Source organism: Sphingomonas sp. P3_C6, assembly GCF_056402595.1.
Genome location: NZ_JBFUHB010000001.1, coordinates 167,710 through 185,688 on the forward strand (window position 1 = coordinate 167,710; position 17,979 = coordinate 185,688).

General features: G+C 66.1%; 17 protein-coding genes. 9 read left to right on the top strand and 8 right to left on the bottom strand.

From position 1 onward, the window contains the following. Nucleotides 1-32 precede the first annotated feature (32 nt). Together egtB and egtD are read left to right on the top strand one after the other, a co-directional pair. A complete protein-coding gene (gene egtB, locus AC1DT7_RS00740) occupies nucleotides 33-1,292 on the top strand; it encodes an ergothioneine biosynthesis protein EgtB (protein WP_478033546.1) in 1,260 nt (419 codons plus the stop codon). A 1-nt stretch (nucleotide 1,293) separates the two neighbouring features. After that, complete coding sequence (gene egtD / locus AC1DT7_RS00745) at nucleotides 1,294-2,271, top strand: L-histidine N(alpha)-methyltransferase (RefSeq protein ID WP_478033547.1); 978 nt, start codon at nucleotides 1,294-1,296, stop codon at nucleotides 2,269-2,271. Nucleotides 2,272-2,300: 29 nt separating this feature from the next. Here egtD and AC1DT7_RS00750 read toward each other — a convergent pair whose 3' ends face one another. Beyond that, nucleotides 2,301-3,320, bottom strand: a complete 1,020-nt coding sequence (locus AC1DT7_RS00750) for a DUF1176 domain-containing protein (protein WP_478033548.1) — start codon at nucleotides 3,318-3,320, stop codon at nucleotides 2,301-2,303. 32 nt (nucleotides 3,321-3,352) lie between these two features. Here AC1DT7_RS00750 and AC1DT7_RS00755 point away from each other — a divergent pair, with 32 nt between their 5' ends. Then, nucleotides 3,353-4,261: a 3-hydroxybutyryl-CoA dehydrogenase gene (locus tag AC1DT7_RS00755; protein WP_478034231.1), complete on the top strand. Its 909-nt coding sequence runs from the start codon at nucleotides 3,353-3,355 to the stop codon at nucleotides 4,259-4,261. Between the two features lie 31 nt (nucleotides 4,262-4,292). Here the strand turns inward: AC1DT7_RS00755 and AC1DT7_RS00760 are convergent, their stop codons facing one another. Next, complete coding sequence (locus AC1DT7_RS00760; protein ID WP_478033549.1) at nucleotides 4,293-4,748, bottom strand: SRPBCC family protein; 456 nt, start codon at nucleotides 4,746-4,748, stop codon at nucleotides 4,293-4,295. Further along, nucleotides 4,741-5,328: an NADPH-dependent FMN reductase gene (locus tag AC1DT7_RS00765; RefSeq protein ID WP_478033550.1), complete on the bottom strand. Its 588-nt coding sequence runs from the start codon at nucleotides 5,326-5,328 to the stop codon at nucleotides 4,741-4,743. Before AC1DT7_RS00765 ends, AC1DT7_RS00760 begins: the two co-directional genes overlap by 8 nt. 196 nt (nucleotides 5,329-5,524) lie before the next feature. Here AC1DT7_RS00765 and AC1DT7_RS00770 point away from each other — a divergent pair, with 196 nt between their 5' ends. Both AC1DT7_RS00770 and AC1DT7_RS00775 read left to right on the top strand, forming a co-directional pair. Then, a complete protein-coding gene (locus AC1DT7_RS00770) occupies nucleotides 5,525-7,624 on the top strand; it encodes a transglycosylase domain-containing protein (RefSeq protein ID WP_478033551.1) in 2,100 nt (699 codons plus the stop codon). 3 nt (nucleotides 7,625-7,627) lie between these two features. Next, nucleotides 7,628-8,179: a WG repeat-containing protein gene (locus AC1DT7_RS00775; RefSeq protein ID WP_478033553.1), complete on the top strand. Its 552-nt coding sequence runs from the start codon at nucleotides 7,628-7,630 to the stop codon at nucleotides 8,177-8,179. A gap of 10 nt (nucleotides 8,180-8,189) precedes the next feature. Here AC1DT7_RS00775 and AC1DT7_RS00780 read toward each other — a convergent pair whose 3' ends face one another. Beyond that, nucleotides 8,190-8,645, bottom strand: a complete 456-nt coding sequence (locus AC1DT7_RS00780; RefSeq protein ID WP_478033555.1) for a DUF1003 domain-containing protein — start codon at nucleotides 8,643-8,645, stop codon at nucleotides 8,190-8,192. Nucleotides 8,646-8,941: 296 nt separating this feature from the next. On the opposite strand from AC1DT7_RS00780, the gene AC1DT7_RS00785 reads away from it, so the two are divergent. Both AC1DT7_RS00785 and AC1DT7_RS00790 read left to right on the top strand, forming a co-directional pair. Continuing rightward, entirely contained in the window at nucleotides 8,942-9,943 is a 1,002-nt protein-coding gene (locus tag AC1DT7_RS00785; RefSeq protein WP_478033557.1) for a threonine aldolase family protein, read from the top strand. A 71-nt stretch (nucleotides 9,944-10,014) separates the two neighbouring features. After that, nucleotides 10,015-10,932: a DMT family transporter gene (locus tag AC1DT7_RS00790; RefSeq protein ID WP_478033558.1), complete on the top strand. Its 918-nt coding sequence runs from the start codon at nucleotides 10,015-10,017 to the stop codon at nucleotides 10,930-10,932. Here the strand turns inward: AC1DT7_RS00790 and AC1DT7_RS00795 are convergent. Both AC1DT7_RS00795 and AC1DT7_RS00800 read right to left on the bottom strand, forming a co-directional pair. Beyond that, nucleotides 10,842-11,681 carry a Rossmann-fold NAD(P)-binding domain-containing protein gene (locus tag AC1DT7_RS00795; protein ID WP_478034232.1) on the bottom strand — a complete coding sequence of 280 codons (840 nt, stop codon included), beginning with the start codon at nucleotides 11,679-11,681 and terminating at the stop codon, nucleotides 10,842-10,844. The genes AC1DT7_RS00790 and AC1DT7_RS00795 overlap by 91 nt on opposite strands. Next, on the bottom strand, nucleotides 11,678-13,330 hold the full coding sequence (locus tag AC1DT7_RS00800; protein ID WP_478033560.1) for a M28 family metallopeptidase: 1,653 nt from the start codon (nucleotides 13,328-13,330) through the stop codon (nucleotides 11,678-11,680). The genes AC1DT7_RS00795 and AC1DT7_RS00800 overlap by 4 nt, the downstream gene beginning before the upstream one ends. A gap of 125 nt (nucleotides 13,331-13,455) precedes the next feature. Between AC1DT7_RS00800 and pepN the strand changes: the two genes are divergently transcribed. Next, nucleotides 13,456-16,053, top strand: a complete 2,598-nt coding sequence (gene pepN / locus AC1DT7_RS00805; RefSeq protein ID WP_478033561.1) for an aminopeptidase N — start codon at nucleotides 13,456-13,458, stop codon at nucleotides 16,051-16,053. Nucleotides 16,054-16,056: 3 nt separating this feature from the next. Here the strand turns inward: pepN and AC1DT7_RS00810 are convergent, their stop codons facing one another. Then, a complete protein-coding gene (locus tag AC1DT7_RS00810) occupies nucleotides 16,057-16,800 on the bottom strand; it encodes a DUF72 domain-containing protein (RefSeq protein ID WP_478033562.1) in 744 nt (247 codons plus the stop codon). A gap of 47 nt (nucleotides 16,801-16,847) precedes the next feature. Next, nucleotides 16,848-17,525, bottom strand: a complete 678-nt coding sequence (locus AC1DT7_RS00815; RefSeq protein ID WP_478033563.1) for a glutathione S-transferase family protein — start codon at nucleotides 17,523-17,525, stop codon at nucleotides 16,848-16,850. A gap of 44 nt (nucleotides 17,526-17,569) precedes the next feature. Between AC1DT7_RS00815 and AC1DT7_RS00820 the strand changes: the two genes are divergently transcribed. Next, a complete protein-coding gene (locus AC1DT7_RS00820; protein WP_478033564.1) occupies nucleotides 17,570-17,926 on the top strand; it encodes a hypothetical protein in 357 nt (118 codons plus the stop codon). Nucleotides 17,927-17,979 lie beyond the last annotated feature (53 nt).

Genomic DNA, 17,979 nt, shown 5'->3' on the forward strand with positions numbered 1-17,979 from the left:
TTGGCCGACGCGTTCTGGAAAAAGGGAACAGAATGCGAACAAACTCGGATCTCCGGCCCGGAACGGACATGCTGGCGGCGCGCTTCGCAGCTGTCCGCGCGCTCACCGTGGCACTGGTCGCCCCTCTTTCCGATGCCGATGCCACGGTCCAGTCGATGGAGGATGCCTCCCCCGCCAAATGGCATCTGGCCCACACCACCTGGTTCCTTGAAACCTTCATCCTGCGCGATTTCGTGGCGGGCTATACGCTGCACGACGATCGTTTTCCCTTCCTGTTCAACAGCTATTACGAAGCCGAAGGGCAACGCCATAGCCGCGCGCGCCGCGGCATGATCACCCGGCCGAGCCTGTCCGAGGTGCTGGCATACCGAACCCATGTGGATGCAGCGATCGTCACGGCGCTCCCCGACCTGCCCGATGACGCGATCGAGCTGGTCCTCCTCGGCTGCCATCATGAGGAGCAGCATCAAGAGCTGCTCGTCACCGACATGCTTCACCTGATGTCGCAGAACCCGCTCGAACCGGCGATCTGGCCGGCGGCGCGCAAAGTGCCTGTCGCCATGCCCGGCCCGGTCGGCTGGATCGAGAACGGGGGTGGCATCGTCACGGTCGGCCATGACGGGCGTGGCTTCGCGTTCGATTGCGAAGGGCCGCGACACGAGACCCTGCTAACGCCGCACGCCATTGCCGACCGCACCGTCACCAATGGCGAATGGGCCGCGTTCATCGCCGATGGCGGCTATGCCGACCCGCGGCACTGGCTGTCGGACGGCTGGGCGTGGGTGAAGGGCCAGGGCATCGCCGCGCCGCTTTACTGGGAACGGCAGCAGGATGCGTGGACACGGCTTGGCCTCGATGGCCGCCGCCCGATCGACCCGGCCGCGCCCGTCACGCATGTCAGCTTCTACGAGGCCGATGCCTATGCGAGTTGGGCGGGCGCCCGCCTGCCGACCGAGTTCGAATGGGAAGCGGCCGCGGCCGCGTTCGACCCGGCCAGCGGCAACCAGCTCGACACCGCCGGCCCGGTCGAGCCGCGCCCTGCTGCGGCAGGCCCGGCCTTTTTCGGCGATGTCTGGCAGTGGACCGGCAGCGCTTATCGCCCCTATCCCGGCTTCAAACCGGCCGAGGGCGCGGTCGGCGAATATAATGGCAAGTTCATGAGCGGGCAGTTCGTCCTGCGCGGTGGCTCCTGCGCCACGCCGCGCGGCCATGCCCGCCCGAGCTATCGCAACTTCTTCTATCCGCACCAGCGCTGGCAGTTCACCGGCGTGCGCCTGGCCAAGGATCTCTGACATGCTCAAACCCGAAATCGAGGATGGCGACGTCACCCTCGCCGACCCCGCCTTCCGCGCCGATGTGCTGCGCGGTTTCGAGACGCGTCCCCGCGCCATCCCGGCGCGCTGGTTCTATGACCGGCGCGGTTCGGAATTGTTCGAGGCGATCACCGAGCTGCCCGAATATTATCCGACGCGCACCGAGACGGAAATCCTTCGCCGCGCCTGCCCCGAGGTCGCGGCGATCGCCGGCGAAGGCCGGGCCGTGGTCGAATTCGGCTCGGGCTCCTCGACCAAGACGCCGATCCTGCTGCGCAGTGTGAACCCCGCCGCCTATGTGCCGATCGACATTTCGGGCGATTTCCTGCGCGAGTCCTCGGCCGGGCTTGCCGACGCCTTTCCGGGCCTGCCGGTGCTGCCGGTCGAGGCCGATTTCCTCCGCCCGATCGCGTTGCCGGCCGCGGTCGCCGACCTGCCCAAGCTGGGCTTTTTCCCCGGCTCGACCATCGGCAACATGATTCCGCACAGCTCGGTCGATCTGCTCCGCGCGATGAAAGCGTCGCTCGGCACCGGATCGATGCTGCTGATCGGCATGGACCGGATCAAGGACGAGAAGGTCCTGGTCTCCGCCTATGACGATGCCCAGGGGGTGACGGCGGCGTTCAACATGAACCTGATCGAGCGGATCAACCGCGAGCTCGACGGCACGATCCCGCCGCACATTTTCCGCCACCGCGCGATCTGGAACGACGACCGGGCCCGGATCGAGATGCATCTCGAGGCGACGCAGGATATAGCCTTCACCATCGAGGGTCGTCCCTTCACCATGGCGGCGGGCGAGACGATCCATACCGAGAACAGCCATAAATATGGCCAGCGCGACGGCCGAATCCTGCTTCGTGCCGGTGGCTGGACGCCGATCGCTGAGTGGACCGACGCGGAAGGATTGTTCGCCGTGATCCTGGCGGAGGCCCAGCCGGCACGCTTCGCGCCGTAACTACTCCTCCCCCGCTTGCGGGAGGGGAATTAGTGTACCGGCGTCGCACGCCAGATAGTCAGCCAGTTCACCGATCCGCGGCATTCGCCCATCTGGGTCGCCTCGACCAGACGGAACATCGAGCCGTCCCACACATAGGTTTCGGCAGAGCCGCAGTCGCCGAGCCCCCGACCCTTGGCGAAACTGCCGAGCTTGCCTGTCTTCGCGTCCCAATCGGCATTGACCAGGGTAGGTGGTCCATCGCCTTCCGAGAAACCGCCCGGCGAATCGAAGCGGGCGATGACCGGTTTCCCGCCCGCCACGACGAACGGCACGCTGGAGAAATTATAAGCGCCCGCCCCGCAGGGCAGCAGCACCAGCGTCTTGCCATCGCCGAGCGCATAGCCGGTCAGCGGATCCTTGGTGTTCACATCTTCCGTCTCACAGGCCGAGGCGGCGACCATCGCGTTGCGGAGCGCCGGGCTGATTCGTGCAGGCACGCCCGAAGGCGCGATGGAGCGGACCTCAGGCAGGGGCGGCGAAGCCGGCACGGCGCTGGCCGGTTTCTTGCCCCTGGCGATCGCAGCCGTCACCGTTCCCACGCGATGCTGCCCCGCATCGATGAAACGCAGTGCGGCGGAAGACCCCGACAGCGAGGCGTGCGCAACTTCCTTGCCCGCCTTCTTGTTCAGGGTCAGCCTCCTGCCATTGGCCATCGCTGCGACGATTCGGTCGGCAGCGTCACCGGACAGCGTCATCCCGTCCTTCTCGACCGTGCCGTCGGCGATCCTTTTGCCGTCGATCCGTACCGATACCGGCCCGTCGATTCCGCCGTTGGACGATAGCTCGAAGAAGAATCCGCCATCCGGCCCTGCCGCGCGCGCGACCGAGAAAGAGGCACCCGAATCGCCGCCGTCGCCCGCGTCATTCTCGGCGATCAGCGACGTCATCTCGCAGACCTGGACATTGTCGCACGCGACGACCCAGTCACCGAAGGTCTTGATTGGCCCGAGGGCCGGACGAGGTACTGCGGCTTCGGCCGCGGCGAACAGGAGGAGCGATCCGATCATGCCGCCATCCTAGCGGCGCGGCGCGTGAATCGATAGGAGCAGCGCAACATCGTTATTCGAAAGAGACAGAGATGCAGACCATAGGCGTGATCGGGGCGGGGCAGATGGGTGCGGGCATCGCACAGGTTTCGGCCCAGGCGGGCTTCCATGTCCTGCTCACGGACGTGTCGAAGGAACGCGCCGAAGCGGGCAAGGCGGGCATCGCCAAGGCACTCGACCGGCTGGTGGCCAAGGAGAAGATCGAGGCGGCCGCCCGCGATCAGGCGCTCGCGCGAATCGAGCCGATAGACGGCGTGCACGGCATGTCGTCCTGCGGCCTCGTCATCGAAGCAGCGACCGAGCGCGAGGAGATCAAGCGCTCGATCTTCGCCGAGGTCGGCAAGGTGCTCGGCCATCAGGCAGTGCTCGCCTCGAACACATCGTCGATCCCGATCACCCGCCTTGCCCAGGCCTCGCCCGATCCGAAGCGCTTCGTCGGGGTGCATTTCTTCAATCCCGTCCCGGTGATGGGCCTGATCGAGCTGATCCGTGGCCTCGCCACGTCGGACGAGACGGTGAAGCTGGTCGAGGATTATGCGAAGGCATTGGGCAAGAAGGTGGTCCGCGCCAATGACGCGCCAGGCTTCATCGTCAACCGCGTGTTGATGCCGATGCTCAACGAAGCCTGCTTCGCGCTGGGCGAGGGTGTTGCGACCATTCCCGACATCGATCTCGCCTGCCAGCTCGGCCTCAACCATCCGATGGGACCGCTGACCCTCGCCGACTTCATCGGCCTCGACACCTGCCTGGAGATCACGCGCGTGCTGTTCGAGGGCACCGGCGATCCGAAGTTCCGCCCGGCGCCGCTGCTGGTGAAATATGTCGAAGCCGGCTGGTTCGGCCGCAAGACCGGGCGCGGTTTCTATGATTATTCGGGCGAAGAACCCGTGCCTACCCGGTAAGCGCATTCCCCTGCCCGGCACGGGGAGGCGCTCAGGAGGCCAGTGCCTCAAGCCATTTCTGGTGCCAGCGCTCCATCCGTGTCGGGAACAGCAATCGCCCGACGCGCGAGATGAGCCCATATTGGGTTTCCTCGGTGGTGATCGTGCAGCCGCCCGCGGTCGGCGTGATCAGCCACGCGTGATAGGCGGTGACGCCTATTCCCTCGGCCAGCCAGGCGATGCGCGTCTCGGGCTCAAACTCCTTCACCTCGCTCCTGAGCGCGATGCCGAAGGTCTTCCAGGTAAAACGCGCCTCGGCAAACAGGTCGGCGCCACCGCCCTCAATCGCCACGTCGCTGGCATTGGCGTAGATCGCCGGCCACCCGGCCGCGTGGATCAGACGCCGCCAGACGATCTCCGGCGCGGTCGCGGATTCGATGCGGTTGACGACATGGATCGGCGCCTCGTCCGGCGCAAAGCCCTTGAGCCAGATGATTCCCTCAGCCACTTTGGGCGATCGGGGCGAAGCGCGCGACCTGGCGGCCGACCAGGCAGAGCTGCTCATGCACGGCGGGGTCGCTGCTGCCGCCGTCTTCGTCGAACTTGGTGAGCTGCGTGTTGATCGCCGCGGCGAACGGCGTCGGCCAGCCACGCAGCGCATGGACGATAGACCGGAGCGCGGCGATCGTGCTGCCCGTCGCCTGCCAGCCATAAGCGGTTGCGATCAGGCCGACCGGCATGTCGGCGAGATAGGGCCGCTCGTCCTTCGCCGTCTCTTCCAGCAGGTCGAGCGCGTTCTTCACGACGCCCGAGATACTGCCATGATAGCCCGGGCTGGCAATGATCAGCGCCGATGCCTGGCGCACCGTGTCGACGAATTCGCGCTCATGCTCGGTCCGGTCGGTGGCACGCGGATCGTAGAGCGGCAGCCGCGCCATGTCGGCGCCACCGAACATGCGGGTGCGGAAACCCTCCTTGCAGGCAGCGTCGAGCGCGATGCGCAGCGCCCGCTCGGTTGAGGAGACGCCGCCGATCGTACCGCCTATCCCCACGACGAGGGGCGTTGCGGCGAGAGCGATATCGGTCATTCGGCATCCTTGTCATGCGGTGCTGCACGTTATGCAGATAGCCGCTGCACGGTACTGCCTCAATGGCGCTATGGTCGACGCTCGCATGGCGCGACCGCGCCTGCTAGAAGACGTTCATGTCAAAAGCTTGCGACCACTGTCATATCACGCTAATACACCTCCGGGCGGCGTAACCGGGAACGGACTGACAGGAGCCATGCGTCCTTATCCTTTCGAGCCCGCGTCGTCGCAGGGCAATTCGCCCGTCGACCTGAGCGAGGGATTGCCCCCGCCGGCCTATTCGGGCCGCTTCGACTACCCCCCAGATCCGCCCGAGCCCTACACTACCAACCTGCCGGTGGTGCATCGGCGCAATTATTGGCGCTGGTTCACCCGCGGCATCGGCGCCCTGATCATCCTGTTCGTACTCGCGGTCGGCTGGCTCGCGGTGACGGCACCGCTGTCGCAGTCGCTGAAACCCCTGACCCCGCCGAGCATCACCCTGCTCGCCGACGATGGATCGCCGATCGCGCGGCGCGGGGCAATCATCGGCGCGCCGATCGATGCGGCGAAACTGCCCAAGAACGTCACCAACGCCTTTCTCGCGATCGAGGACCGGCGTTTCCGGTCGCATTGGGGCATCGACCCCAAGGGTATCGTCCGCGCCTTCGTCCATAATATGAGCCGCGGCCGCGTGCGCGAAGGCGGCAGCACCATCACGCAGCAGCTCGCCAAGAACGCCTTTCTCGATTCGGACCGGACGGCGGCGCGCAAGGTGCGCGAGGTGATGATCGCCTTCTGGCTGGAGGCATGGCTGTCGAAGGACGAGATCCTCTCGCGCTATCTCTCGAACGTCTATTTCGGCGACAATGTTTACGGCCTGCGCGCCGCGGCGAAGCATTATTTCAACCGCGATCCGGAAGATCTGTCGATCGGCCAGGCGGCGATGCTGGCCGGGCTGGTCAAGGCGCCGTCGAAGCTTGCCCCTACCGTCAACCTGAAGGGTGCGCGCGACCGGCAGAAGCTCGTCGTCGGCGCGATGGCCGCCGCCGGCTTTATCGACAAGGCGACGGCGGAGGATGTCCGTCCAGCGCGCCTAGCCGTCGACCCGATCAAGCCGCTGCCCGACGGCACTTATTTCGCCGACTGGGTCCTGCCCGAAGCACGCGACCGCGCCGGCGAGATCGCCACCGAGACGACCGTCAAGACGACGCTCGACCGCCGCCTGCAAAATGCCGCCGAACGATCGGTCAGGCGCGCGGGCCTGCGCCAGGCCCAGATCGCCCTGGTCGCGATGCGCCCCGATGGACGGGTCGTCGCGATGGTCGGTGGCAAATCCTATCGCGACAGCCCGTTCAACCGCGCCACCCAGGCGCGGCGCCAGCCCGGCTCGGCCTTCAAACTGTTCGTCTATCTGGCGGCGCTGCGCAGCGGCATGACCCCGGATTCCATGGTCGACGATTCCCCGATCACCATCGCCGACTGGTCGCCCAAGAATGCGGATGGCCGCTATCTCGGCGAGATCACGCTGCGCCAGGCCTTTGCCAAGTCGAGCAACGTCGCCGCGGCTCGGCTGATCCAGAAGGTCGGTGTCGCCAATGTCATCAAGGCGGCGCGGGACCTGGGCATCACGACAGCGATCCCCAACGAGGCGACCATCGCGCTCGGCACGTCGAGCATGTCGTTGCTCGAGCTGACTTCGGCCTATGCGGCAGTCGCGGCCGAATCCTATCCCGTCGTCGCGCGCGGGCTGGAGGAAGTGCATGACCAGAGCTGGTATGCGGCGCTCACCACCCGCTCACGCCCGCTGACCGGCCGTATCCGCGACGACATGCTCGACCTGCTTTCCGCATCGGCGGAATCGGGCACCGGGCGGCAGGCTGCCCTGTCGGTGAACACCTACGGCAAGACCGGCACAACCCAGGACAATCGCGACGCGCTGTTCCTCGGCTTTGCCGGCGGGCTCATCACCGGCGTGTGGGTCGGTAATGACGACAATACGCCCAATCCCGGCCTGTCCGGCGGCGGCATCCCAGCGCGGGTGTGGCGCGACTTCATGCAGCAGGCGCTGAATGTCGGCCCTGCCCATGCGGCCGAGCCGGCAGCCGAGGAGATCGATCCGGACGCCGAGAATGCGATCGAGCCCGACGCCGTCTCGCTGCCGCTGGAGGGCGAACTCCAGGGCCTTGGGCTCAACCTGCATATCGGCCGAGACGGAAGCATCGAGATCAACCGGTCGAATCGCGACAATGGCGATCCCCGCCCGCGCCGCGACGACCGCGCCCCGCCGCGAGACCCGGAGGACGAGGAGCAATAGGGCATGAGACGGCATTGGGCGGCACTGGCGTTACTGCTCGCCGCCGGCGGATCAGCTGCGGCTGCCCGGGCGGAGCCCGAGTCCGCCGATCGCGGCTGCACCTATTGGCCGCGCGGCGGCGATATGGAGAGCTTCCCACATTGCGCGCGGCTCGACCGCAGCGGAAATCTCAGAATAGCGCCCGAGCATCTTCGCCGCCTGATCTATGATCGCCATGGCCTTGCGACCATCCTGATCGGCCAATGGTATGTCGTCCGGCGTGACGGCGCGCTCGCGCCGGTGATGATCATGGACAATGGTCCCGAGCCCTTTTCGAACGGCCTCGCCAGGTCGCCGGTCGGCGGGAAGATCGGCTATATCGATCGCAGCCTGAAGCTGGTGATCCCGGCACGCTATGACGGCGCCTATCCGTTTGCGCACGGTGTGGCGCAGGTCTGTCTCGGCTGCACGATCCAATCCGATGGCGAGCACAGCTGGTACGCCGGCGGGACGTCGGCGTGTATCGACCGGCGCGGCAGGACCCTGACGCCATCGAGCCGCCGGAAGGGTTGCTGACCGCCGGCTATCACGGCGTCCGCTCACCCGCCGCAACCCGATTCAGCCGGGCAACCTCGGCGAGCAGCGCGTCGACCTTTTCATGGAGGCTCGCAATCTCGCTTTCCGATCGCAGGTTGGTTTCGTAGTCGAGCCGCGCATCGAGCCTGTCCTTCGCCGCCTGGCGATTCTGGCTCATCATGATGACCGGCGCCTGCAAGGCGGCCAGCATCGACAGCATCAGGTTCAGGAAGATGTAGGGAAAGGGATCGAACGCCCGGCTCGCGAGGAGCAGCGAGTTCATGACCGCCCATGCGGCCAAGAACAGGCCGAAGCCGATGATGAAGCGCCAGGAGCCGCCGATCGCGGCGACGCGATCGGCGAGGCGGTCCCCGAAGGTCAGGCGCGCTTCGAACAGTTCGTTCGAATCGTGCACAGCCGAGGCACGGCGAAAGGGATAGGCGAAAAAACGGATCGTGCTGTTCATGGCTAACTCACTCGCCGACCGGCCGCCCGGGGCCGGTCGCGAATGAACCGATCGCGCGATCAGGTCAGTGCGACGGCTCCGGACAGTCCGGTCGGTCTACTATCGTCGTTACCGGGCATGATGGTCCCAACTGGTTGATCGAAAACGGCCGTACTGGCGCGCGCAGCGCACATGATGGGTGCGGCGTGACATTTCAAATGAAGAAACGGTCATTTTCGCAGCCCGCGCACGATCCGGCGAAGGCGCCGCGATAGTCGCCGTTGACGCCACCCCCGCGCCGTCGCAAGGCAAAGGCCATGCGCTTCTTTTCCGACAACGCCGCCCCAGTCCACCCGGCCGTGATGACCGCGATGGCCGAGGCGAACATCCTCGACACGGCCTATGACGGCGACGCCTGGAGCAAGCAGCTCGACGGGCTGTTCTCGGACCTGTTCGAAACCGAAGTTCGCGCGCTCTGGGTACCATCCGGCACCTCCGCGAACAGCCTCGCGCTTGCCGCGCTGTGTCCACCGCACGGTGCGATCATCTGCCACCGCGACGCGCATATCCAGAATGACGAATGCGGTGCTCCTGAATTCTACACGCATGGCGCAAAACTGCTGCTCGCCGAAGGAGCCGGCGCCAAGATGACGCCCGAGACGCTTCAGGCTGTCCTGGCGACCACGCGCACCGACGTTCACGGCGTCCAGCCGCACGCAGTTTCCATCACCAACGCGACCGAATATGGCCTGGTCTATTCCCCCGACGATGTCGCAGCCATTGGCGAGATTGCGCAGTCGCGGAGCCTTGGCCTGCACATGGACGGCGCCCGTTTCGCCAATGCCATCGCGCATCTGGGCTGCGCGCCGGCCGACGTAACCTGGCGCGCCGGTGTCGATGCGCTCAGCTTCGGCTTCGTCAAGAATGGCGGGATGAGCGCCGAGGCGCTGATCTTCTTCAAACCCGAACTCGCCGCCGCCACCCTGTTTCGCCGCAAGCGCGCCGGGCTGCTGCTGTCCAAGGGCCGCTATCTTTCGGCGCAGATCCTCGCGCTGCTCGCCGACGATCTCTGGCTGGACAATGCCCGCACCTCCAACGCCGGTGCGACTCTGCTCGCCGCCGCCGCCGGCGACCGGCTGATCAACCCGGTCGAGGCGAACGAGGTGTTCCTGCGCGTTTCCCCGGAAGAGGCAGCGAGCCTTCGCGCGCTCGGGTTCGATTTCTATGATTGGGGGCCCGGCGAGGCCCGGCTGGTGATCTCGTGGAACCAGCGTGAAGAGGATATCAGGCCGCTCGCCGATGCGATCGCGGCGCTTTGATAGGGCCGGCTTATCACCTGACAAGGAGATCGCCCGTCCCGTCGCCCGCCGCCGGGCGCTAGGGCGGGACGATGTCCGGCCAAACCGCCCCGCAATCGACGCGCCTCGCGGTGCTGATCCCGTTCGGCATCGTCACGCTGATCTGGAGCTCGACCTGGATCGTCATCACCGATCAGCTCGGGGTCGTGCCGCTGGGCTGGTCGGTGGCGTACCGCTTCGCGACCGGCGGGCTGACCATGATCGCCTATGCCGCCTGGAAGCGCGAGACGGTCAGGCTGGACGGGCGCGGCTGGCTCTTCGTGATGGCGCTGGCCTTCACCCAGTTCTGCCTCAACTTCAATTTCGTCTACCGGGCAGAGACGTTCGTCACGTCCGGCCTCGTCGCAGTGGTATTCGCCCTGCTGCTGGTGCCCAACGCGATCTTCGGGCGGATCTTCCTCGGCCAGAAACTGGGCAGGCAGCTGATCCTCGGATCGGTGGTGGCGATGGCCGGGGTGACCCTGTTGTTCGTGCATGAGGCACGATCGAGCCCGCACGGGCCAGCGGCAGCGCTGAACGGGATCGGTGTCGCGCTGCTCGCCGTGCTGTCGGCCTCTACCGCAAATGTCCTGCAGGGTACCGAAACCGCGCGCCGTTATCCGATGGCACCGACACTCGGCATCGCCATGCTGGTCGGGGCTGCGATGGATGCGGCCATCGCCTGGGTCTCGTCCGGTCCACCGGTGATCGAGCTGCGCCTCGGCTATATTGCGGGTGTGCTCTATCTCGGCGTTTTCGCGTCGGCGCTTGCCTTTACGCTCTATTTCGGGGTGCTGCGCATCATCGGCCCGGCCAAGGCAGCCTATTCGAGCGTCCTGGTTCCGGTGATCGCCATGCTGCTGTCGACGATCTTCGAGGGCTATCGCTGGTCGCTGCTCGCCGCCTTTGGTGCCGCACTGGCGATGGCGGGGCTGGTCATCGCCCTGAGGGCACGCAGGCCCGCCCGATAGTCGCGATAGAGCGGCCGCCAGCCGAGCACCCGCTTCGCCTTGCCGTTCGCGACCCGGCGATTCTCATCGTAAAAGGCGCGCGCCGGGGGCGACAGGGTATCGATCGGCACGAAGGCAGGCGGTTCACGACCAAGCAGGCGCGCCGCGCATTCCATCACCTCATTCTGGCTCGCCGGCATATCGTCGGACAGATTATACGCACCCGCCGGCGCATCGAACCCGGCGATCACGCCCGAAACGAGATCCTCGACATGGACGCGGCTGAACACCTGGCCCGGCAGGTCGATCCGGTGCGCCCGCCCCTGTGCGATCCGGTCGAGCGGCGACCGGCCGGGGCCATAGATGCCCGGCAACCGGAACACCCGAGCGCCCATCGCCAGCCAGGCCGCATCGGCCGCCGCCCGCGCGCCGCGTCGCCCGCCGCCGGTCGGCGCGCCTTCGTCCACCCACGCCCCGCGTGCGTCGCCATAGACACCGGTCGAGGAAAGATAGCCGAGCCAGGCATCAGCCGCTGCCAGCGCCGCCCCATAGCTGGCCAGCACCGGATCGGCGTCGCCCTCGGGCGGCACCGAAGACAGGACATAATCGGCCCCGGCGATCGCCGCCTCCACCGCTTCCCGGTCGTCGAACGCGATGGTCCCGGGCCGGCCGTCTCGGCTCGTGCCGGTTACCTGCCAGCCTCTGGCCGCCAGCCGGACCTCAAGCGCCTGGGCCGAATAGCCAAGGCCGAAGATCAGCAGCGCGGTTATTTCGCACCATAGCCGTTATAGAGCAGGCCGAAGAAATCGCCCTTGTTCCAGCGCGGCCGCTGGTCGCCATCGGCGATCTCGCGCGCGATGGCATAGTTCGCGTCGACGAAGCGGATGCCCTGGCTCCAGTCGATCGGCTGCGACATGTCGTCCGACGGCTGATGATAGCGCTTGGCGAAGAACTCGGCCGTCGCCGCCTTGCCGGGCCCGGCCTGGCCCGGCCACAGGAATACCGAGGGCACGCCCTGCTGGACGAAGCGATAATGGTCGGATCGGACGAAGATGCCCTGCGCCGGATCGGGATCGGGCGACATGGTCACGCCAAGCGTCGCGACCGCCTTGCTGACGATCGGGCCGAGCGTCGAGCGGTCAGCGCCGAACACGGTCATGTCCTCGAACCGGTAGCTCAGGATCGGCATGTCGAGATTCACGTCGGCGACGATGCGGTTCATCGCGACCGTGGGATGCTTGGAGAAATAGTCGGAGCCGACCAACCCCTTCTCCTCGCCCGTCACCGCCAGGAACATGATGCTGCGGCGCGGGGGCTTGCCGCTCGCCTTAAAGCGCTTCGCTTCCTCGATCAGCGAGGCGATGCCGACGGCATTATCCTCCGCGCCGTTGAAGATATTGTCGCCCTTCATGTCCGGGCGCACGCCGAGATGGTCGAGATGAGCGGAGAGCACCACGACCTCCGAGCCGAGCTTGGGATCGCTGCCCGGGATCATGCCGGCGACATTGCTGCTCATGCCCTGCTGGAACGCCGTCTTCACCGCGATCGCCAGGCTGCCGGGAAGCTGCTCCGCCTTGAAGCTGGTCTCGGCATTGGTCGCGCGCTTCGCGATGGTCGCCCAAGGGATCTTCGCACCTTCGAACAGCTTGGCCGCACCCGTGTCGCTGATCGTGGCGAGCTGTGGTGCGCCCGGCGCATCGCCGGTGCCGTCAGGCTTGCCCCAGGTCACGCGCGGGCGATCCCAGGTCTGCACCGCGTTTGCGAGCGGGCGTGGCTGGATCAGGATCGTGCCGACCGCGCCGCGCGACTGGGCATAGACCGCCTTGGTGGTCGAGCTGGAGAAATGCGCGCGTTCCTCGCTCTGGAAGCTGGACGGCGCCCCACCGAGATAGGCGACGATCTTTCCCTTCACATCGACGCCGGCATAGTCGTCGCGCTTGTACTGCGACGCGACGATGCCGAAGCCGACGAACACCACCGGCGCATCGATCACCGTCGACGGGGCACCGGCATAGGCGCCGGGCACATAATCGTCGCCGAACACCAGCCGCTGCGGCGGGGTGTCCTTGCGGGTCGACACCAGATCGCCCTTGTCGGCGGCGCGATAGGTGACGAGCGGTACCTTCTGCAGATAGCCACCGTCATCGCCAGCCGGGCGCAGGCCGGCCGCATAGAATTGCGCCGCGACATATTCGGCCGCGATGTCGAATTCCGGGCTACCCGCCTCGCGCCCGCGCATCGCGTCCGACGCAAGGAACATGACGTGTGCCTTCATCGCCGCCTGGTCGTCGGGGAGCACGGCATTGACGAACGTGTTGATGGCCTTCGCGTCTTTCGCGGCCTCGGGCACCGGGGCCGTCTGCGCCAGCGCGGCGCCCGCGAAACTCATCAGCGCGATCGCGCCAACCGAACGAAACATGCCTTTTCCTTGTGCAATCGGGACCATGGTGGATGGCCTAGCATCGCCATTAGCGCGCGCAAGTGCGACGGTCCGGGCAGCGATTTCGGTGGCACGAGCGGAATGCGCGCCCTACATCCACCACCATGCTCGACGTCCAGACCGCCACCGCCCTGCCCCATGTCACGCGCCGCGAGGATTATGAGGCACCCGACTGGCTGGTGCCGGAGATTTCGCTCGATTTCGACCTGTCGCCCGAGGCGACCCGGGTGCAGGCGGTGCTGCACATCATCCGCAACGGCGCGCATGACGAGCCGCTTCGCCTCGACGGCGGCGGCCAGACGCCGCTGACGGTGAAAGTCGATGGCAAGACGATCAACGACTGGACGCTCGACGACGACACGCTCGTCATCCCGCTCTCCGGCTCGGCCCACACGATCGAGACCGAGGTGGAGATCGCACCCGACCGCAACACCCAGCTGATGGGCCTCTATGCCTCGGGCGGCAATCTCTGCACCCAGTGCGAGGCGGAAGGCTTCCGCCGCATCACCTTCTTCCCCGACCGGCCCGACGTGCTCAGCCGTTACAAGGTGCGCATGGCGGCGGACAAGGCACGGTTCCCCGTGCTGCTCGCCAATGGCGATCCGGTCGGCGCAGGCGATCTGGGCGACGGTCGCCACTGGGCCGAATGGCACGATCCCTTCCCCAAGCCCTGCTATCTCTTCGCGATGGTTGCCGGCGACCTGGTCGCCAATCGCGGCACCTTCGTCACGGCGTCGGGCCGCGAGGTCGCGCTCGGCATCTGGGTGCGTGCCGCCGATGTCGCCAAGACCGCCCATGCGCTCGAAGCGCTGAAGACGAGCATGGCCTGGGACGAGCGTGTCTATGGCCGCGAATATGATCTCGACGTGTTCAACATCGTCGCTGTCGATGATTTCAACTTCGGCGCGATGGAGAACAAGGGCCTCAACATCTTCAACTCGCGCTATATCCTGGCCGATCCCGATACCGCGACCGATTATGATTTCGACGCGATCGCCGCCGTCGTCGCGCATGAATATTTCCACAACTGGTCGGGCAATCGGGTAACCTGCCGCGACTGGTTCCAGCTCTCGCTGAAGGAAGGTTTCACCGTCTTCCGCGACCAGAGCTTCTCGGCCGACCAGGGCTCTGCCGCGGTCAAGCGGATCGAGGACGTCCGGGGCCTGCGCGCCGCGCAATTCCCCGAGGACGCAGGCCCGCTCGCCCATGCGATCCGGCCGGACGAATATCTGGAGATTTCGAACTTCTACACCGCGACGATCTACAACAAGGGCGCGGAGGTCATCCGTATGATGGCGACCATGCTCGGCCCGCAGCGGTTCCGCGCCGCCACCGATCTCTATTTCGACCGTTTCGACGGCACGGCCGCGACCTGCGAGGATTTCGTTGCCTGCGTGGAAGAAGGCGGCGGCATCGACCTTACCCAATTCCGCCGCTGGTACAGCCAGGCCGGCACGCCGCGCGTCATCGCCTCGCTGGCGCATGAAGCCGGTAGTGGCCGCGCGACCCTGACCCTGTCGCAGCGCACGCTCCCGACGCCGGGCCAGCCCGACAAGTTGCCGATGGTGCTGCCGCTCAAGCTGAAACTGTTCGGCGCCGACACTGCCAGGCCGATCGGCGAGGAACAGCTGATCCAGTTCACCGATGCCGAGGAGCGGATCGTGTTCGAAACCGTCACCGAACGCCCGGTCCTGTCGATCAACCGCGGTTTCACGGCGCCGGTCATCATCGAGACCGACCGTTCGGCCGCAGACCTCGCCTTCCTCTCGGCGCATGACGACGACCCCTTCGCCCGGTACGAAGCGATGCAGCAGCTGATGCTCGACACATTGGTTAGCTCGGTCAGCCATGGCCGTACCGATCACGGACCGGTGATCGCCGCCATCGCCAATACGCTCGAAGACCCCAATCTCGATCGCGCCTTCGTGGCCGAGGCAGTGCTGCTGCCGTCGGAAAGCTTCATCGGCGACCAGATGAAGATGGTCGATCCCGAGGCGATCTACACTGCCCGTGAGGCGCTGCGCCGCGATATCGGCCGTACGCTGGACGCCAAATGGCGCGCGGAATATGAAGGCGCCCGCGCTGACAAGTTCGAATATTCGCCGATCGCCAAGGGCCAGCGCCGGCTCCGCACGGTCGCGCTCGGCTATATTGCGGCCAATGGCGGAGACGAGGCGGCGGCATTGGCCTTCGCCCAGTTCGAGGCAGCGGACAACATGACCGACCGCCAGGGCGCGCTGACCACCTTGGTCAACGGCAATTCGGACCGGCGGATCGCCGCGCTCGACATCTTCTACAACCGCTATTCGGACAATGGCCTGGTCCTGGACAAATGGTTCTCGACCCAGGCCCTGTCGTCGCGCGACGACACGCTGGCGAGCGTCAAGGAACTGGCTCGCCACCGCGACTTCACCCTCGCCAACCCGAACCGCGCCCGCTCGCTGGTCGGCGCGTTCAGCGTCAACCAGCGCGCGTTCAACACGGCTTCGGGGGAGGGCTATCGCTTCGTCGCCGACCAGCTCATCGCGCTCGACAAGCTGAACCCGCAGACGGCGGCCAAGCTGATCCCGCCTCTGGGCCGCTGGCGCCGATTCGACGAGGCGCGCGGCGCCCTGATGCGTGCCGAGCTCGAACGGATCGTCGGCACGCCGGGCCTGTCCAAGGATATGTTCGAACAGGCGTCTCGCAGCCTGGACGGCTGACTCTCAGCCGCGGATGTCGGCGACCAGGTCGAGCATCTCGAGCGCGTTGCGCAGGGCAGCGCCTGAGGCGGTGTTGTCGAAGATCGTCCAGTTCTCGGCGGCAGCGGCTCGGGCAGCCACGGCCTCGTCCTCGATCGCCGTCGCATCATAAGCCGACCAATAGATGCGCGGGGAACCATGCAGCCGCGTGTACCGCAGGCCGTGCCACCCGCCCGGCTCCCCCGCGCCCGGCACCGGTGCCGGATCGGCGGCGGCGCGAGCGACCCGGTGTTCTGCGAGCATCGCGTCGGCCTCCAGCCCGAACCATCCGGCATGGCGCGGCTCGCACACCATCTGGCCGCCCAGCGTATCTCGAGCGTGATCGAGGAAGCGTCCGACAACCACCGCATCGAAACCGAGCTTCGGCGGTAGCTGGATCAGGATCGGCCCCCGCTTCTCGCCAAGGCCGGCGACTTCTCCGGCGAAGCGTTCCAGCAACTCCCTGCAGTCGGTCAACCGGCGCTCGTGCGTGATCGCTTTGGGCAGCTTAACCGCAAAGCGGAATGCAGCCGGCACGCTGGCCGCCCAGCGCGCATAGATTGCGGGCTTGTGCGGACGATAGAAGCTTGAGTTGATCTCAACGGCGTCGAGTGTCGCTGCATAACGCTCGAGGTGACTGCCTTCGTCCGGAAAGCGCCCGGAAGGCGGCTTGTACAGCGACCAGCCGGCCGTGCCGATGCGAATCCGTTTGGAAGAGCCTGCCGTCATCTGACGGGAACGCGCGAACCCTCGGAGCGGCTCAGCGAAAACCGGCGTCAGAAATCGAAATCGACGTCGTCATATTCCTTGGGCGGGGTGATCCCGCTCATTCGTTCGGAAAGCAGCGGGCGAAAGCTGGGCCGGCTCTTGAAACCGCGATACCAGCGTGCGGTCTGCTCATGTCCTTTCCAATCGATCCCACCGAGATAGTCGGCGACCGAGATTTGCGCGGCGGCAGCGAGATCGGCGAGACTCATCGTCGTGCCGGCGATCCAGTTATGATGGTCGAGCAGGTAATCGGTATAGTCGAGATGGCGTTCCGCCGCCTTCATCGCCTCGCGCAGCACCTTCGCGTCGGGCGAATCCCTGGTCACGATCCGCTTCATCATCCGCTCGCCGAGCAGCGGCGCAGTCACGTCCTGGAAGAATTGCGTGTCGAACCACGCGACCATCCGGCGAATCTCGGCGCGGTTGACCGCGGTGCCGTTGATCATCGCCGACTTTTCGACCGTCTCCTCGAGATATTCGCAGATCGCCATCGAATCCATCAGCAGGATGTTGCGCTTTGGATCGGCCATCACCGGCACCTGGCCGGCTGGATTCATGTCGAGGAACTCGTCGCGCCGGTCCCAGGGATTCTCCTTCACCAGGTCATAGCCGACGCCCTTCTCCCCGAGCAGGAGGCGGACTTTGCGCGAAAAGGGGCACAGAGCGAATTGATAAAGCTGCCACATAAGGCTCTGTTAGGACGACCGGGCGAGCGGGGGAAGGCATGTTGATGAGCGATTCGTTCGAGACGGTGGCCATCACCTACAGTCACCCCGAGACGGCCGTGATGCTCTCGATGTTCGCCTTTTACGGAATCCCTGCCATGCCGGTAGGGCTCAACCATAGCCAGAGCGCGCCGAACCTGACGGTTGCGCTGGGCGGCATTTCGATCCGTGTGCCGGTCTGGGCGGTCAGTGAAGCGCGGACGCTATTGGCCGAGGTGGCTGAGCGGCCACAAGCGGTGCGTCCGCGATTGATCGACAATGCGGTGCTGAACGGCCTGATCCTGACGCTCTTCTGCTGCCTGACGGGTGTGATCCCGCCAACCCGCGCGGGATCGACATTCTTTCTTGACGATAAGGGCTAGCGCAGCTCCATATCCACCGTCACGCCGGAACGGGCCGGCATGACGGTGATACG

Excerpts from the sequence above, each read along its gene's own strand:
- AC1DT7_RS00810 (WP_478033562.1), bottom strand. The coding sequence starts at position 16,800 with ATGACGGCAGGCTCTTCCAAACGGATTCGCATCGGCACGGCCGGCTGG.
- AC1DT7_RS00750 (WP_478033548.1), bottom strand. The coding sequence starts at position 3,320 with ATGATCGGATCGCTCCTCCTGTTCGCCGCGGCCGAAGCCGCAGTACCT.
- AC1DT7_RS00765 (WP_478033550.1), bottom strand. The coding sequence starts at position 5,328 with ATGACCGATATCGCTCTCGCCGCAACGCCCCTCGTCGTGGGGATAGGC.
- AC1DT7_RS00790 (WP_478033558.1), top strand. The coding sequence starts at position 10,015 with ATGTCCGGCCAAACCGCCCCGCAATCGACGCGCCTCGCGGTGCTGATC.
- AC1DT7_RS00775 (WP_478033553.1), top strand. The coding sequence starts at position 7,628 with ATGAGACGGCATTGGGCGGCACTGGCGTTACTGCTCGCCGCCGGCGGA.
- egtD (WP_478033547.1), top strand. The coding sequence starts at position 1,294 with ATGCTCAAACCCGAAATCGAGGATGGCGACGTCACCCTCGCCGACCCC.
- AC1DT7_RS00780 (WP_478033555.1), bottom strand. The coding sequence starts at position 8,645 with ATGAACAGCACGATCCGTTTTTTCGCCTATCCCTTTCGCCGTGCCTCG.
- pepN (WP_478033561.1), top strand. The coding sequence starts at position 13,456 with ATGCTCGACGTCCAGACCGCCACCGCCCTGCCCCATGTCACGCGCCGC.
- AC1DT7_RS00785 (WP_478033557.1), top strand. The coding sequence starts at position 8,942 with ATGCGCTTCTTTTCCGACAACGCCGCCCCAGTCCACCCGGCCGTGATG.
- AC1DT7_RS00800 (WP_478033560.1), bottom strand. The coding sequence starts at position 13,330 with ATGTTTCGTTCGGTTGGCGCGATCGCGCTGATGAGTTTCGCGGGCGCC.
- egtB (WP_478033546.1), top strand. The coding sequence starts at position 33 with ATGCGAACAAACTCGGATCTCCGGCCCGGAACGGACATGCTGGCGGCG.
- AC1DT7_RS00770 (WP_478033551.1), top strand. The coding sequence starts at position 5,525 with ATGCGTCCTTATCCTTTCGAGCCCGCGTCGTCGCAGGGCAATTCGCCC.
- AC1DT7_RS00820 (WP_478033564.1), top strand. The coding sequence starts at position 17,570 with ATGAGCGATTCGTTCGAGACGGTGGCCATCACCTACAGTCACCCCGAG.
- AC1DT7_RS00815 (WP_478033563.1), bottom strand. The coding sequence starts at position 17,525 with ATGTGGCAGCTTTATCAATTCGCTCTGTGCCCCTTTTCGCGCAAAGTC.